Annotated in this window: 16 protein-coding genes; all 16 read left to right on the top strand. The window is 43.4% G+C overall.

Annotated elements, in window-relative coordinates; all coding sequences use genetic code 11:
* Window positions 1-53: 53 nt before the first annotated feature.
* The 16 genes from atpF to ACJ9PY_RS25840 all read left to right on the top strand — a co-directional run bounded on the left by atpF (window position 54) and on the right by ACJ9PY_RS25840 (window position 14,826).
* On the top strand, window positions 54-569 hold the full coding sequence (gene atpF / locus ACJ9PY_RS25915; protein ID WP_034315815.1) for a F0F1 ATP synthase subunit B: 516 nt from the start codon (window positions 54-56) through the stop codon (window positions 567-569).
* Entirely contained in the window at window positions 566-1,102 is a 537-nt protein-coding gene (locus tag ACJ9PY_RS25910) for a F0F1 ATP synthase subunit delta (protein WP_034315814.1), read from the top strand. The genes atpF and ACJ9PY_RS25910 overlap by 4 nt, the downstream gene beginning before the upstream one ends.
* 24 nt (window positions 1,103-1,126) lie before the next feature.
* Entirely contained in the window at window positions 1,127-2,635 is a 1,509-nt protein-coding gene (atpA, locus tag ACJ9PY_RS25905; RefSeq protein ID WP_034315812.1) for a F0F1 ATP synthase subunit alpha, read from the top strand.
* Window positions 2,636-2,672: 37 nt separating this feature from the next.
* Complete coding sequence (locus ACJ9PY_RS25900) at window positions 2,673-3,533, top strand: F0F1 ATP synthase subunit gamma (RefSeq protein ID WP_034315808.1); 861 nt, start codon at window positions 2,673-2,675, stop codon at window positions 3,531-3,533.
* Between the two features lie 88 nt (window positions 3,534-3,621).
* Entirely contained in the window at window positions 3,622-5,019 is a 1,398-nt protein-coding gene (atpD, locus tag ACJ9PY_RS25895) for a F0F1 ATP synthase subunit beta (RefSeq protein ID WP_034315806.1), read from the top strand.
* A gap of 25 nt (window positions 5,020-5,044) precedes the next feature.
* Complete coding sequence (locus ACJ9PY_RS25890) at window positions 5,045-5,446, top strand: F0F1 ATP synthase subunit epsilon (protein ID WP_034315803.1); 402 nt, start codon at window positions 5,045-5,047, stop codon at window positions 5,444-5,446.
* A gap of 339 nt (window positions 5,447-5,785) precedes the next feature.
* On the top strand, window positions 5,786-6,160 hold the full coding sequence (locus ACJ9PY_RS25885) for an NADH-quinone oxidoreductase subunit A (protein ID WP_057278185.1): 375 nt from the start codon (window positions 5,786-5,788) through the stop codon (window positions 6,158-6,160).
* A gap of 26 nt (window positions 6,161-6,186) precedes the next feature.
* Window positions 6,187-6,663 (top strand): NuoB/complex I 20 kDa subunit family protein, encoded by a 477-nt coding sequence (locus ACJ9PY_RS25880; RefSeq protein WP_170946902.1) that lies wholly within the window; start codon window positions 6,187-6,189, stop codon window positions 6,661-6,663.
* On the top strand, window positions 6,664-8,010 hold the full coding sequence (locus ACJ9PY_RS25875) for an NADH-quinone oxidoreductase subunit C (RefSeq protein WP_411739284.1): 1,347 nt from the start codon (window positions 6,664-6,666) through the stop codon (window positions 8,008-8,010).
* A gap of 5 nt (window positions 8,011-8,015) precedes the next feature.
* Entirely contained in the window at window positions 8,016-9,113 is a 1,098-nt protein-coding gene (locus ACJ9PY_RS25870; protein WP_034315793.1) for an NADH-quinone oxidoreductase subunit D, read from the top strand.
* On the top strand, window positions 9,114-10,121 hold the full coding sequence (gene nuoH, locus ACJ9PY_RS25865; RefSeq protein WP_048685830.1) for an NADH-quinone oxidoreductase subunit NuoH: 1,008 nt from the start codon (window positions 9,114-9,116) through the stop codon (window positions 10,119-10,121).
* A gap of 33 nt (window positions 10,122-10,154) precedes the next feature.
* Window positions 10,155-10,574 carry an NADH-quinone oxidoreductase subunit NuoI gene (nuoI, locus tag ACJ9PY_RS25860; protein ID WP_034315789.1) on the top strand — a complete coding sequence of 140 codons (420 nt, stop codon included), beginning with the start codon at window positions 10,155-10,157 and terminating at the stop codon, window positions 10,572-10,574.
* A complete protein-coding gene (locus ACJ9PY_RS25855; RefSeq protein ID WP_411739283.1) occupies window positions 10,571-11,089 on the top strand; it encodes an NADH-quinone oxidoreductase subunit J in 519 nt (172 codons plus the stop codon). Before nuoI ends, ACJ9PY_RS25855 begins: the two co-directional genes overlap by 4 nt.
* Window positions 11,086-11,400, top strand: a complete 315-nt coding sequence (gene nuoK, locus ACJ9PY_RS25850; RefSeq protein ID WP_034315785.1) for an NADH-quinone oxidoreductase subunit NuoK — start codon at window positions 11,086-11,088, stop codon at window positions 11,398-11,400. Before ACJ9PY_RS25855 ends, nuoK begins: the two co-directional genes overlap by 4 nt.
* A 34-nt stretch (window positions 11,401-11,434) precedes the next feature.
* Complete coding sequence (gene nuoL, locus ACJ9PY_RS25845; protein WP_063574653.1) at window positions 11,435-13,306, top strand: NADH-quinone oxidoreductase subunit L; 1,872 nt, start codon at window positions 11,435-11,437, stop codon at window positions 13,304-13,306.
* Window positions 13,303-14,826 carry an NADH-quinone oxidoreductase subunit M gene (locus ACJ9PY_RS25840; protein WP_411739282.1) on the top strand — a complete coding sequence of 508 codons (1,524 nt, stop codon included), beginning with the start codon at window positions 13,303-13,305 and terminating at the stop codon, window positions 14,824-14,826. The genes nuoL and ACJ9PY_RS25840 overlap by 4 nt, the downstream gene beginning before the upstream one ends.
* The last annotated feature ends 3 nt before the right edge of the window (window positions 14,827-14,829 follow it).

Below are 14,829 nucleotides of genomic sequence, written 5' to 3'. Positions count from 1 at the left end.
AATCGAAAATACAGAACTTCAATAGTGAATCTCATGAAGGGAGTGAACCGAGCGTGTTAACAAGCAATTTTGTTCTTGGTCAAGTCCACTTTAATGGTGGAGATATCATATACCAGCTTGTAATCTTTATTATTTTGTTAGCGTTGCTTAAGAAGTTTGCATGGGGTCCGCTAATGGGCATCATGAAAGAACGTGAAGAGCATGTTGCGAATGAAATTGAAGCAGCTGAAGTTAGCCGAAAAGAAGCACTGAAATATTTAGAAGAACAGCGTGAAATCGTAAAACAATCTCGCACTGAAGCGGGACAACTTATAGAGAATGCTAAGCAGCAAGGCGAAGCACAACGCGAAGATATTATTAATCAAGCGCGTGCAGAGGCTGAACGTGTTAAAGAATCAGCAAAACGTGAAATCGTTCAAGAGAGAGAAAAAGCAGTTGCCGCCTTACGCGAGCAAGTAGCTTCATTATCTGTCATGATCGCCTCTAAGGTGATTGAGAAAGAACTTTCATCAGCTGATCAAGAAAAACTAATCAATGAATATATTCAAGAGGCAGGAGAAGGTAAATGAGCGATATAACTGTAGCAGGACGTTATGCTGTAGCTCTTTTCCAAATTGCGAAAGAGCAAAATCTCATTAACCAACTTGAAGAAGAGCTTCGCATAGTGAATGAAGTTTTCACAAATGATAAAGATCTATTAAGCTTCTTGGCTCATCCTAAAATGACTAGAGATGCAAAAAATACAATGCTTGCAAATGCATTTGCAAGTCTTTCGTCTTCCGTTCGAAACACTGTAATGTTAATGGTGGAGCGTCATCGTACAGATGAAGTGATTCCTATGGCACAAGAGTTCATTGAACTTGCGAATGAAGAAAATTCAGTTGCGGATGCGACTGTTTATACAGTAAATCCATTAACTGAAGCTGAAGCGGAGGCTGTGTCTTCAGCTTTTGCTGCAAAGATCGGCAAACGTAATTTGCGTATCACTAATGTTACGGATAGCAATATTCTTGGCGGTATCAAACTTCAAATCGGTAACCGTATTTATGACGGAACGATACGTGGGAAGCTTGATCGCCTTAGCAAACAACTATTAGGTTAATATTCACAGATAGGGGTGAAATTCATGAGCATCAAAGCTGAAGAAATCAGTGCGCTGATTAAAAAGCAGATTGAAAACTATCAGTCGGAAATTAAAGTAAGCGATGTAGGTACAGTAATCACTGTTGGTGATGGTATCGCTCGCGTTCATGGTTTAGACAATGCAATGGCTGGGGAGCTCTTAGAATTTTCTAATGGTTCAATGGGATTGGCACAAAACCTTGAGCAAAATAACGTAGGTGTTGTTATTCTTGGACCATTCAGAGACATTCAAGAAGGCAGTGAAGTACGCCGTACTGGCCGTATCATGGAAGTACCAGTTGGAGAAGAATTAATCGGGCGTGTCGTGAATCCGTTAGGACAACCATTAGATGGTCTTGGTCCAATCGCTACAACAAAAACTCGTCCAATCGAAAGCCCTGCTACAGGTGTTATGGACCGTAAATCTGTTCATGAACCATTACAAACAGGAATTAAAGCAATCGATGCGCTAGTACCTATCGGACGTGGACAACGTGAGTTAATCATCGGTGACCGTCAAACTGGTAAAACATCAGTTGCGATCGATACAATCCTTAACCAAGCTGACCAAGATATGATCTGTATCTATGTGGCTATCGGTCAAAAAGAATCAACTGTTCGTGGAACTGTTGAAACACTGCGTAAAAATGGTGCATTGGATTACACAATCGTTGTATCTGCATCAGCTTCTCAACCAGCACCACTTTTATACCTAGCACCATATGCTGGTGTGACTATGGGTGAAGAGTTCATGTTCGCTGGCAAGCACGTTCTTGTGGTTTATGATGATCTTTCTAAACAAGCATCTGCATACCGTGAACTTTCCTTGCTACTTCGCCGTCCTCCAGGTCGTGAAGCATTCCCAGGGGATGTATTCTACTTGCACTCCCGTTTACTTGAGCGTGCAGCTAAATTGAATGACACTTTAGGTGCCGGTTCAATCACTGCGCTTCCATTTGTTGAAACACAAGCAGGCGACATCTCTGCTTACATTCCAACAAACGTAATTTCCATCACTGATGGACAAATCTTCTTGCAATCCGATTTGTTCTTCTCGGGTGTACGTCCTGCGATTAACGCTGGTCTATCCGTATCCCGTGTTGGTGGATCTGCACAAATTAAAGCGATGAAGAAAGTTGCTGGTACTTTACGTCTAGACTTAGCTTCTTATCGTGAATTGGAAGCATTCTCTCAATTCGGTTCTGATCTTGATGCTGCAACTCAAGCAAAACTTAACCGTGGTGCTCGTACAGTTGAAGTTCTAAAACAAGATCTAAACAAACCGATCAAAGTTGAAAAACAAGTCATGATTTTCTATGCATTGACTAAAGGTCATTTAGATGATATTCCAGTATCGGATATCCTTCGTTTTGAAGAAGAATACTATGTATTCCTAGATCGTTCTCATCCGGAATTATTAGATCACATTCGCACAACGAAAGGTCTTCCTGAAGATGCTGCTATCGTTGCTGCAATTAACGAGTTCAAAAAGAACTTCGTTATTTCTGAATAATAAGGTCTAACTAATTTATAAAGGGTGGTGAGAATGAATGGCCTCTTTACGCGATATTAAGTCTCGGATTACTTCAACGAAAAAGACGAGTCAAATTACAAAAGCGATGCAGATGGTATCTGCTTCTAAAATGAACCGTGCTGAAGCTAATGCTAAAGCATATGTTCCATATATGGATAAAATTCAAGAAGTAGTATCAAGTATTGCGAACGGAAGTACGGGTGCATCTCATCCAATGCTTGTCTCGCGTCCAGTTAAGAAAACCGGTTACCTGGTAATCACATCGGACCGCGGATTGGCAGGAGCATACAATAGTAGTATCCTTCGCCACGTTCATAAAACCATTCTTGAACGCCATAAATCCAATGATGAGTTCGTCATTATCGCAATCGGAAGGGTTGGCCGTGATTTCTTTGTCAGCCGTAACATGCACGTAGAGCTTGAAGTAACTGGAGTTCCTGATCAGCCTTCTTTCGCTGACATTAGCTCCCTTGCAAAATCAACAGTGAATTTGTATCTAAATGAACTGTGTGATGAGCTTTACATGTACTATAACCATTATGTCAGCCCAATCCAGCAGGATGTAACGGAAACGCAAGTCCTTCCGTTAGCTGACTTTAATACTTCCAATGCAGCAATGACTTCTTATGAATTTGAACCGAATGCAGAAGAAATCCTTGAGGTATTACTGCCTCAGTACGCAGAAAGTTTAATTTATGGTGCTTTGCTAGATGGTAAAGCAAGTGAGCACTCTGCACGTATGACTGCAATGAAAAATGCGACCGATAATGCTAAAGAATTGATTGATTCACTTTCATTGCAATATAACCGTGCACGTCAGGCCGCAATTACTCAAGAAATAACGGAAATTGTCGGCGGTGCAGCAGCTTTAGAATAAAAATTATTAAAGGGACGGTCGGACCGGACGATGCTTGGCCGTTCCATAAACTAGATTGTCGTTATAAGCAACGTTAGGAGGGAAAACGATGAATATAGGACGCGTTACTCAAGTTATGGGTCCGGTTGTTGACGTGAAATTCGAAGACGGACAACTTCCTAAGATCTATAACGCGTTAAGAATCGAAAATACAGCGTCTGGTACAGGACTAACTCTTGAAGTAGCCCTTCAACTAGGTGATAATACAGTTCGTACTGTAGCAATGTCTTCCACTGATGGTTTAACCCGTGGTGCAGAGACTGTTGATACAGGAGCTCCAATTTCCGTTCCTGTAGGTGAAGTAACACTAGGCCGCGTTTTCAACGTATTAGGGGAAAACATTGACCTATTCGAACCACTTACAGCAGAGGTGCGCCGTGATCCAATTCACAGACAAGCACCAACTTTTGAGGACTTATCAACAACAGTTGAAATCCTTGAAACTGGTATTAAAGTAGTAGATTTACTTGCTCCTTACATCAAAGGTGGTAAAATCGGTCTCTTCGGTGGAGCCGGTGTTGGTAAAACTGTACTTATCCAAGAACTTATCAATAACATCGCACAAGAGCACGGCGGTATCTCGGTATTCGCTGGTGTAGGTGAGCGTACTCGTGAAGGTAATGACCTTTTCTACGAGATGACTGATTCCGGTGTTATCAAGAAAACGGCAATGGTATTCGGACAAATGAACGAGCCGCCAGGTGCACGTATGCGTGTAGCTCTTAGCGGTTTGACAATGGCTGAATATTTCCGTGACGAACAAGGACAAGACGTTCTATTCTTCATCGATAACATTTTCCGTTTCACACAAGCAGGTTCTGAGGTTTCCGCCCTACTAGGACGTATGCCTTCAGCGGTTGGTTACCAACCAACTCTTGCTACTGAAATGGGCCAATTGCAAGAACGTATCACTTCAACAAATAAAGGTTCAGTTACATCCATTCAAGCGATCTATGTACCTGCCGATGACTATACGGATCCGGCTCCAGCTACAACTTTCGCTCACTTGGATGCAACAACTAACCTTGAGCGTAAACTTTCTGAAATGGGTATCTACCCTGCGGTTGATCCATTGGCGTCTTCTTCTCGTGCCCTTAGCCCAGAAATCGTTGGGGCTGAGCACTATAAAGTGGCTCGTCAAGTGCAATCGACTTTACAGAAATATAAAGAACTTCAAGATATTATTGCCATCTTAGGTATGGACGAATTAAGCGAAGACGAAAAAGTAATCGTTCAACGTGCTCGTAGAATTCAAAACTTCTTGTCACAAAACTTCCACGTGGCTGAACAATTCACTGGTCAAAAGGGATCTTATGTACCAGTTAAAGAAACAGTCCAAGGATTCAAAGATATCCTAGCTGGAAAATATGACGAACTTCCAGAAGATGCTTTCCGTCTAGTTGGCCGCATCGAAGAAGTTGTTGCTAAAGCAAAAGAAATGGCTTAATTAAAGGGACCTAGGAGGGAATGAAATGAAGACCATTAAAGTCAATGTTGTTACTCCCGATGGCCCAGTATATGATGCAGAAGTTGAAATGGTAAGCACTAAAGCTAAAAGCGGTGAGCTGGGAATCATGGCTGGACACGTTCCAACTGTAGCCCCGCTTACCATTGGTGCTGTCCGTCTTAAAAATGGAAGCAACACAGACTATGTAGCTGTAAATGGTGGCTTCTTAGAAGTTCGCCCTGATGTGGTAACCATTTTAGCTCAATCTGCTGAAAGAGCTGAAACTATCGATCTTGCACGTGCTCAAGCAGCAAAAGCCCGTGCTGAACAAAGATTGCAGAACAATGATGGATCAAATGATGCCAAAAGAGCTGATTTAGCGCTTAAACGTGCAATCAACCGAATCCAAATTGCAGAAATGCGATAACTTTAATTGATGAAAACACCTGATCAAACCATTCGTGGTAAGATCAGGTGTTTTTTTATCCAGATGGTTTTTGAAGATTATTGACATGGAATATCAGAATTAGGAGTAAAATGTCGAATTATAGAGTAAAGTATTTTCCATTTTAAACCTTAACTCGTCGACATGCTTTTATCCTAATGTTATAATGTATACGCTTACATTTTTTGCTTCATACCCCTCCTTTCACGTTGCTTCTAAAAGTATGTTACCCTGCATAATATTTATAACGTATCCAAAATGAAGACAAGCAAACTTAAATTGTAGCCATTTAACATGATATATCCATAAAGGGAGATGAACATGGGACAGCTGCATATTTACCAAAATAATTATCTAATTGTATTTGTTTTCCTTTGTCTCGGAATTTTATTACCTGTGATCGCTTTATTTCTTGGTAGACTGCTAAGGCCTTATAAACCGACAGATATGAAGTATACGACTTATGAAAGCGGAATCGAACCTTTTCAGGATTCAAGGGTTCAATTCAATGTCAGGTATTATCTATTTGGATTGATGTTCGTCATATTTGATGTAGAAACGGTTTTTCTTTACCCATGGGCGGTTGCCTATGATGAACTCGGACTGTTTGCATTGATTGAAATGCTGTTTTTTGTCGTGATCCTTATGCTAGGGCTAATCTATGCTTGGAAAAAGAAGGTGTTAAAGTGGAATTGAAGTTGGATGAACTTACCCCTAAAGAAATGGAAGAAATGCGCCACAGTATTTTCTTATCCACACTTGAACAAATAAAAGGCTGGGCTAGAAGTAACTCACTCTGGCCAATGACTTTCGGTTTGGCATGTTGTGCAATTGAAATGATGGGTGTCGGCTCCTCTCATTATGATTTGGACCGATTTGGTTCTTTTTTTCGGACATCCCCCAGACAATCGGATGTCATGATTGTTTCAGGAACGGTAACGAAAAAAATGGCTCCAATAATAAGTAGATTATACGAACAAATGCCAGAACCGAAATGGGTTATTGCAATGGGCTCCTGTGCAACTGCTGGCGGGCCTTATGTTCACTCTTACTCGGTGGTCAAAGGGGTAGATCAAATTGTACCTGTCGATGTATATATACCGGGTTGTCCCCCAAACCCAGCTGCACTTATTTACGGAATCAATAAATTAAAAGAAAAAATCCGTTATGAGGCGAAAACCGGAAAGCGGGTGATATAGATGAGTGAAAAGGAAGACTTAGCGAAACAAAAGGCAGAGGCCGCGGCCAGGGCGAAGGCTGTAGCATTGGCCCGAAAACAGGCGAAAGAAGAAGCGGCAGAAAAGCCGGAAGTCGAAATGGATATAGCGAAGCAGAAGGCGGCGGCAGCGGCCAAGGCGAAAGCAGCCGCGCTGGCCAAAAAACAGGCGAAAGAAGCGGCAGAAAAGCCGGAAGGTGAAATGGATATAGCGAAGCAAAAGGCGGCGGCAGCGGCCAAGGCAAAGGCAGCCGCGCTGGCCAAAAAACAGACGAAAGAAGCGGCAGAAAAGCCGGAAGGTGAAATGGATATAGCGAAACAAAAGGCGGCGGCAGCGGCCAAGGCAAAGGCAGCCGCGCTGGCCAAAAAACAGGCGAAAGAAGAAGAAGCGGCAGAAAAGCCGGAAGGTGAAATGGATATAGCAAAGCAAAAGGCGGCGGCAGCGGCCAAGGCGAAAGCAGCCGCGCTGGCCAAAAAACAGGCGAAAGAAGAAGAAGCGGCAGAAAAGCCGGAAGGTGAAATGGATATAGCAAAGCAAAAGGCGGCGGCAGCGGCCAAGGCGAAGGCAGCGGCATTGGCCCGGAAACAGGCGAAAGAAGAAGCGGGAGAAAAGCCGGAAGGCGAAATCGATGCAGCGAAGCAAAAGGCGGCGGCAGCGGCATTGGCCCGGAAACAGGCGAAAGAAGAAGCGGGAGAAAAGCCGGAAGGCGAAATCGATGCAGTGAAGCAAAAGGCTGCGGCAGCGGCCAAGGCGAAGGCAGCAGCCGCTGCCAAAGCGAAAGCGGCTGCTGCTGCGAAGAACAGGACAGCTGTACAGGAAAGCGAGGAAGCTGACACCCCTAGCGAAATTTCCCCAAATCAGTCGAAACTCGATCAAATTGTTTCTGCTATTGAAAGCCATGTAGGACAAGGGGCATTATTAGAGAGCTATATTAATAGACTATCAAAAGATGTACCCACTTTAGTGTCTAATCCGGATACATATTTCTCAATAGCCAAATTTCTGCGGTATGATGAACAGCTTGACTTTTCGTATTTATCGGAACTTCATGGTACGGATTTTGAATCCCATATGGAAATCTATGTACATTTACACTCATTCAAAATGAACCAATCAGTTGCCTTGAAGGTGAAGCTTGATAGGGATACTCCCGTTATCCCATCATTGGTCCCATTATGGTCAGGTGCAAATTGGCCAGAATGTGAGGCGTATGATTTATTGGGCATTAACTTTTATGAACACCCTGATTTAAAGCGGATTTTACTTGGGGAAGATTGGAAAGGGTATCCCCTTAGAAAAGATTATGAGCCATATGATGTGGAGGTATAAGCCCTATGTTAAGGACGGAAGAAATGCTTCTCAATGTCGGGCCGCAGCATCCGAGTACACATGGTGTTTTTCGGCTTGTCATCAAGATTGACGGTGAGATTATCAAAGAGGCTACACCTGTCATCGGGTATCTGCATCGCGGTACGGAAAAACTAGCGGAAAATCTGCAATATACTCAAATAATCCCATATACTGACCGGCTCGATTATCTGGCGGCAATGACAAATAATTATGTACTTTGCCATGCTGTTGAGACAATGATGGGGGTTGAGATCCCTGAAAGGGCAGAATATTTGCGGGTCATCGCAATGGAATTGGGCAGAGTTGCAAGCCACCTCGTCTGGTGGGGTACATACTTGCTGGATATAGGTGCAACGAGTCCTTTCCTTTATGCATTCCGCGAACGTGAAATGATCGTTAATTTATTGACTGAATTGTCAGGGGCACGCCTAACATTCAATTATATGCGTGTCGGAGGTGTGAAATGGGATGCTCCTGAAGACTGGATTGCGAAGGTTGCCGAGTTTGTCCCTTATATGAGGGAGCAGCTTGCCGGTTACCATGAGCTTGTGACAGGGAATGAAATCTTTGTTAATCGGGTTAAAGGGGTGGGCATCTATTCGAAGGAAGAAGCCTTGCAGTATTCGCTTAGCGGTGCCAACTTAAGGTGTACAGGTGTGAAGTGGGATTTACGAAAAAATGAACCATATTCCATTTATGACAGGTTCACATTCGATGTTCCTACAAGGGAAGAGGGTGATGCCTTTTCACGCTATCATTGTAGAATGGAAGAAATCGAAGAGTCACTGAAAATCATCGAGCAGGCGGTTGAGCAATTTCCAGAAGGGCCGGTCCTTGCTAAGGTCCCTAAAATAATAAAGGTTCCTAAGGGTGAGGCATTTGTCCGAATTGAATCACCAAGAGGGGAAATAGGCTGTTATATCGCGAGTGAAGGGAAAAAGGAGCCATACCGCTTGAAATTCCGCAGACCTTCGTTTTATAATCTGCAAATTCTTCCGAAATTATTGGAGGGAGAAAATATGGCGAACTTGATAACGATTTTAGGTGCAATCGATATCGTGTTAGGGGAGGTGGATGGATAAATGATCAAGGATCTTCTCCACTCCGCTCCAAGCCTGCTGAATTTTGGCATTTTTTTCGGTTTGGCAGTCCTGCTCCTGTTTGTCGTATTAGGGTTTGTAACCTATGGAATCCTTTCAGAGCGTAAAATCATGGGATTCATGCAGATGCGTGTCGGCCCAAACCAAATTGGAGGGAAATGGGGTCTTTTACAGACCGTTGCTGATGTTTTGAAACTTCTGATCAAGGAAGATACGATACCCAAGAAAGCTGATAAGCCGTTATATATTTTAGCTCCGGTAATTGCTTTTGCTCCCGCTTTCATGGTCCTTGCCACCTTGCCGTTCACCGATGCCTTCCAATTTGCTGATATAGGTGTCGGACTGCTTTATTATATGGCGATTTCCGGCATATCGACCATCGGCATCGTCACTGCAGGTTGGGCATCCAATAATAAGTATTCTTTGATTGGCGGAATGAGGGCAGCCGCGCAAATGATATCTTATGAGATCCCTTTGGTGATGTCGCTAGTGGGCATCGTCCTCATAACAGGCAGTTTAAACTTGAATGATATAGTCGCAGCCCAGGAAAAGGTTTGGTTCATTTTTCTTCAGCCGGTTGCGTTCATCGTGTTTTTCATTGCATCGGTTGCCGAGTTGAACAGGGTTCCTTTTGACCTTCCGGAAGCGGAATCCGAACTTGTAGCAGGCTATCATGTTGAATACTCTGGATTTCGCTGGGCCTTCTTTATGTTATCCGAATATGTGTATATGTTTGCAATGGCAACGCTAACCACTGTATTATTTTTAGGGGGATGGAATTCTATTCCGTTTTTGGATTTTATTCCGGCGGCCATCTGGTTCGGTCTGAAGTTCAGTGCCGTATTCTATATCTTGGTCTGGATCCGTGTAACCTTTCCTCGGATAAGGGCTGATCAATTGATGGAATTCGGATGGAAAGTGCTGCTTCCGGTTGCATTGGCAAATATATTTTTGACGGCACTAATAAAAGAATTGCTTAACCTTTTTTAGAAACTTAAGCTGGTCGGAAAGCGAGGGATTTATATGCTTGGTTTAGCAAAAGGTTTAACCTATACATTAAAGAACTTGACGAGGAAAAAAGTGACCTATGACTACCCGAATGAGCCGCTTCCGCTCCCTGACCGATTTCGCGGAATCCAAAAATTCTATCCTGAAAAGTGTATCGTATGCAATCAATGCGTGACGATTTGTCCAACGGATTGTATTCAATTAACTGGTAAGAAACATCCGGACCCGTCGAAAAAAGGGAAAATCATCGAGACGTATGACATCAATTTCGAGATTTGCATTTTATGTGATTTATGTACGGAGGTCTGCCCTACAGAAGCGATCGTGATGACGAATCAATTCGAGCTTGCCGAGTATAGCCGTGATCATCTATTTAAAAACCTGGAGTGGCTGGATGAAAATGATGAAAATATCCGGAAGGTGAATAAAGTATGAGTTTGTCGGGTGAATTAATTGCCTTTATTGGTTTGGCATTTGTCGCGATAGTAGGCGGGGTGTTGCTGATTACCTTAACAAAAGTGGTGCACATGGTTATCGCACTTGTTTTTACTTTCTTGGGCATTGCAGGCATTTATATGTTGCTCTCGGCAGAGTTTGTCGCCATTGTCCAAATCCTTATTTATTCAGGGGCAATTACGATCGTGATGCTATTCGGGATTATGCTGACAAAACACCAGGAAAATGATGCACCGGCTAAAGGGGGCTGGGGGAATTTCTCCTTGCTGGCAGCGATTGCCGGATTTGCCGTAGCGGTGTATCTGGGGATTTATAATCTGGATATACCTGTACAGCCAACGGCGTTGCATGAGGAAAATACAAAGCAAATAGGAATCGAACTTTTTTCAAAATATGTAATTCCATTTGAAGTGATGTCGGTACTCCTGCTTGTTGCTTTAGTCGGTGCCATCGTATTGGCTAAAAAAGATGATGAGGAGGGAGATCGATCATGACGGGAGTTCCTTTGTCGGCTTATCTTGTATTGGCTCTCGTTTTATTTTGTATAGGGCTGTATGGTGCCTTGACGAAAAGAAATGCGGTCATTGTTTTGATTTCAATCGAGCTGATGCTGAACGCTGCAAATATCAATTTAGTGGCCTTCAGTAAATTCGGGGTAACGCCATCCATTACGGGTCAAGTTTTTTCCTTATTCACGATTACGATTGCTGCAGCGGAGGCAGCTGTAGGGCTGGCCATACTAATGTCCCTTTATCGCAATCGTAAGACGGTCAATGTCGATGAAATGGAAATGATGAAGAATTGAAGGTTTATATAATTGAAGAAGGGGATTTGATACGATGATGGAGCACGCATGGCTCATACCGATCTTTCCACTCGTCACGTTTCTGGTTCTGCTTCTATCAGGCGGGCGGTTGCGGGAGCGAGGCGCTTTTATAGGAATAATATGTACAGTGGCTTCGTTCGTTTTATCGTTGCTTGTCCTGATCGAGCGATTTAAAGAACCTACTTATAATATATCGATAGATTGGCTTTCCTTTGGAGGGACGCAACTTTCAGCTGGATTCGAAATCAATCAGCTCAATGCCTTGATGCTTGTGGTCGTTTCCCTTGTCAGCCTGCTTGTCCAGATATATTCGAAGGGGTATATGAAGGGTGAAGTGCGATTCTCCATTTTTTATGCTTATCTGGGCTTCTTCACCTTTGCCATGCTTGGACTAGTCATGGCCCCCAATTTATTACAACTTTATATCTTCTGGGAATTGGTCGGGGTGGGGTCTTTCCTGCTCATTGGTTTTTACTTTTATAAACTGGAAGCTAAGGCTGCGGCGAAGAAGGCATTCATCATGACCAGGATTGGGGATGTAGGGCTATTAATCGGCATCATTCTTCTATTCTGGGAAACAGGCAGCTTTGAATATGGAGAGATCTTTCAAGCCGTTCAGTCGGGCATGATATCAAGTGAAAAACTAACATTAATTGCTATTTTGATTTTTATCGGTGCGGTTGGGAAGTCTGGACAATTTCCACTTCATACATGGCTTCCGGACGCAATGGAAGGCCCGACTCCGGTTTCCGCATTGATACACGCAGCAACCATGGTTGCTGCAGGGGTATACCTGGTGGCGGCCATGTTTCCGTTATTCATGGCTAGTTCTGCTGCGATGCAGGTAGTGGCCATAACAGGTGGGATTACAGCCATACTTGCCGCAAGCATTGCCATAGTGCAAAAGGATGTTAAGCGTGTATTGGCCTATTCGACCATCTCTCAGCTTGGTTTTATGATGCTTGCTTTGGGTACTTCGGGATATGTGGCCGGGGTGTTTCATTTAATGACCCATGCCTTTTTTAAAGCTTTGCTGTTTTTGGCAGCAGGCAGTGTTATTCATGCTATACATACACAGGATATGGAAAAAATGGGCGGCTTATGGCGTAAGTTGAATTGGACCGGTCCGCTGTTCTTGACTGGCACGTTGGCGATATCGGGGTTTCCGTTGCTCTCAGGCTTTTTCAGTAAAGATGAAATTCTAATGGCAGCTTGGGAGAATGGTAGTTATATATTGTTTGGTCTAGCGGTAGTTACCTCCTTTTTAACTGCGTTTTATATGTTCCGGCTGTTTTTCATGATGTTTGCAGGCGATTCACGCAGTCAGGCAGAACAGGTCAAGGAATCACCTTTCATCATGTTAATTCCCATGCTCGCATTGGCTTTGCTTGCTGTAATCGGTGGGTATATCCAAACACCGTGGTTTGGAGCTTTTCTTGGGGAATGGCTTGTGGAGGGAAATGAAGCTCTTTTAGGCGCCAGCCATAGTGAGGGGCCCGTTTGGATAATGTTGATGGCCGTGCTTGTGTCGCTGGCCGGGATTTACCTTGCTTATATGATATACGTTAAAAAGAAGTTATCTCGGGAATGGCTTGTCAAAGAAAACTCTGAGGTATATAGGATTTTGGAAAATAAGTATTACATTGATGAGATTTATCATTTTACTGCAGGCTATGCAATCAAAGGCTTTAGTATATTCCTATCTTATATTGAAAAATTCATTATCGGTGGCCTTGTTTCCACTGTAACAAGTTCAATAGAAGGATTGGGGAAAATAGGGTCTAAACTGCAAACGGGACAGGTACAGCAATATGGCATGATAGCCTTTCTGGGACTTGCGGTACTGTTGGTGATTTTTGCAGTAACTGGGGGGTATCTAAGATGAATGTCTATTTGCTCTCGCTTTTAGTGTTTTCACCGCTGCTGGGCATCGTGATGGTTGCCCTCATGCCGAAAAAAGAGGAAAGGACGATTAAACAATTTGGTTTTTTCGGAACACTGCCTCCCCTTTTCCTATCATTCTTTCTTTGCAGCCAATATTATTCGGGTGTGGCCCTATCCATATTTGACATTAAGCTGAATTGGATCAGGTTTGGAAATTTGGAGATGTATGATCCCAAGCTATTCACGGTTGATTTTGAGTTGGGGCTGGATGGCTTAAGTCTCATCTTCATATTACTGACAACAATCATTTCATCACTGGCCGCAATCGCATCCATTTATATAAAAAAAGAATGGAAAGGGTATTATTTATTATTTTTGATCCTGGAGATTGGAATGCTCGGTGTCTTCACGGCAGAAAATTTGATCCTTTTTTTCATCTTTTTCGAAATGACTTTGATTCCTGCTTTCTTTTTGATTGGCAGATGGGGCTTTCTGGAGAGGGAGAAAGCTTCTTATAGTTTTCTGATCTATAATGGCATTGGTTCGGCTGTTTTATTGGTGGCCATTTTGATTTTGTTTGCCAGGACAGGTACGACCAACATTACAGCATTGACACAGATGATGACAATGGGCGGCGTTTCGCTTTTTGCACCCATATCCGGTTCGATGAAATATGGTTTATGTCTTGCAATTCTCGTGGCATTTGCGATAAAGCTGCCGGTCTTTCCCTTTCATAGCTGGATGGTGCGGGTCCATGCAGAAGCACCTCCATCCATAGTCATGATACATGCCGGTGTCTTATTGAAAATTGGGGCGTACGGAATCATCCGGTTTGGAATGGGGATATTTCCTGAACAATATAAAAGCTTGGCCTTTACCATAGTCCTATTTGGGGTCCTCAGTTTTTTATATGGTGCTTTTCTGGCATTGGTACAAACGGATTTCAAGCTCGTTTTAGCCTACTCATCAATCTCGCATATGGGTATCGTCATGATGGGGCTGGGAGCCTTGAATGAAGCGGGCATTCAGGGAGCTATTTTTCAAGTCATCTCACACGGGCTAATTGCTGCTTTGTTGTTTTTCTTGGTTGGAGCGTTGTATGAGCGTACAGGAACCACGATGCTTCCTAAGCTTGGAGGGCTGGCCAAGTCGATGCCGATTTTTTCAGGGTTTATGTTAGCTTCTGGGATGGCTTCACTCGGATTGCCTGGCATGTCCGGTTTCATCAGTGAATTCATGGTATTTCTTGGCTTATTCAAGAGTCAGCCGTTGCTTGCGGCAATAGGGGTGATCGGGCTGGTATTAACCGCTGTTTATGTACTGAGGGCGGTCATGCTTATGACTTTCGGGAAAAATGATAGCTTGATAGAAAAAGAGAAATGGGACCTAAGGGGCTGGGAGTTTTTGCCGGCGCTGGTTCTTCTCGGTTTGATAATATCTGTTGGGGTATACCCAAATTTGTTAGGCGGGCCTCTTCAAGGAACGATTGAAGCCATGATGCTTGCTCTAGGGGGGCGATGAAGG

It is taken from the genome of Peribacillus sp. S4 (genome assembly GCF_046715815.1).
Lineage (GTDB): Bacteria > Bacillota > Bacilli > Bacillales > DSM-1321 > Peribacillus > Peribacillus frigoritolerans.
This window is presented reverse-complemented; position numbering and strand designations above follow the sequence as displayed.

What these genes read in the sequence shown, in the direction of transcription:
- ACJ9PY_RS25910 (WP_034315814.1), top strand. Translation starts at nt 566, where the DNA reads ATGAGCGATATAACTGTAGCAGGACGTTATGCTGTAGCTCTTTTCCAA.
- atpA (WP_034315812.1), top strand. Translation starts at nt 1,127, where the DNA reads ATGAGCATCAAAGCTGAAGAAATCAGTGCGCTGATTAAAAAGCAGATT.
- ACJ9PY_RS25900 (WP_034315808.1), top strand. Translation starts at nt 2,673, where the DNA reads ATGGCCTCTTTACGCGATATTAAGTCTCGGATTACTTCAACGAAAAAG.
- atpD (WP_034315806.1), top strand. Translation starts at nt 3,622, where the DNA reads ATGAATATAGGACGCGTTACTCAAGTTATGGGTCCGGTTGTTGACGTG.
- ACJ9PY_RS25890 (WP_034315803.1), top strand. Translation starts at nt 5,045, where the DNA reads ATGAAGACCATTAAAGTCAATGTTGTTACTCCCGATGGCCCAGTATAT.
- ACJ9PY_RS25885 (WP_057278185.1), top strand. Translation starts at nt 5,786, where the DNA reads ATGGGACAGCTGCATATTTACCAAAATAATTATCTAATTGTATTTGTT.
- ACJ9PY_RS25880 (WP_170946902.1), top strand. Translation starts at nt 6,187, where the DNA reads ATGGAAGAAATGCGCCACAGTATTTTCTTATCCACACTTGAACAAATA.
- ACJ9PY_RS25875 (WP_411739284.1), top strand. Translation starts at nt 6,664, where the DNA reads ATGAGTGAAAAGGAAGACTTAGCGAAACAAAAGGCAGAGGCCGCGGCC.
- ACJ9PY_RS25870 (WP_034315793.1), top strand. Translation starts at nt 8,016, where the DNA reads ATGTTAAGGACGGAAGAAATGCTTCTCAATGTCGGGCCGCAGCATCCG.
- nuoH (WP_048685830.1), top strand. Translation starts at nt 9,114, where the DNA reads ATGATCAAGGATCTTCTCCACTCCGCTCCAAGCCTGCTGAATTTTGGC.
- nuoI (WP_034315789.1), top strand. Translation starts at nt 10,155, where the DNA reads ATGCTTGGTTTAGCAAAAGGTTTAACCTATACATTAAAGAACTTGACG.
- ACJ9PY_RS25855 (WP_411739283.1), top strand. Translation starts at nt 10,571, where the DNA reads ATGAGTTTGTCGGGTGAATTAATTGCCTTTATTGGTTTGGCATTTGTC.
- nuoK (WP_034315785.1), top strand. Translation starts at nt 11,086, where the DNA reads ATGACGGGAGTTCCTTTGTCGGCTTATCTTGTATTGGCTCTCGTTTTA.
- nuoL (WP_063574653.1), top strand. Translation starts at nt 11,435, where the DNA reads ATGATGGAGCACGCATGGCTCATACCGATCTTTCCACTCGTCACGTTT.
- ACJ9PY_RS25840 (WP_411739282.1), top strand. Translation starts at nt 13,303, where the DNA reads ATGAATGTCTATTTGCTCTCGCTTTTAGTGTTTTCACCGCTGCTGGGC.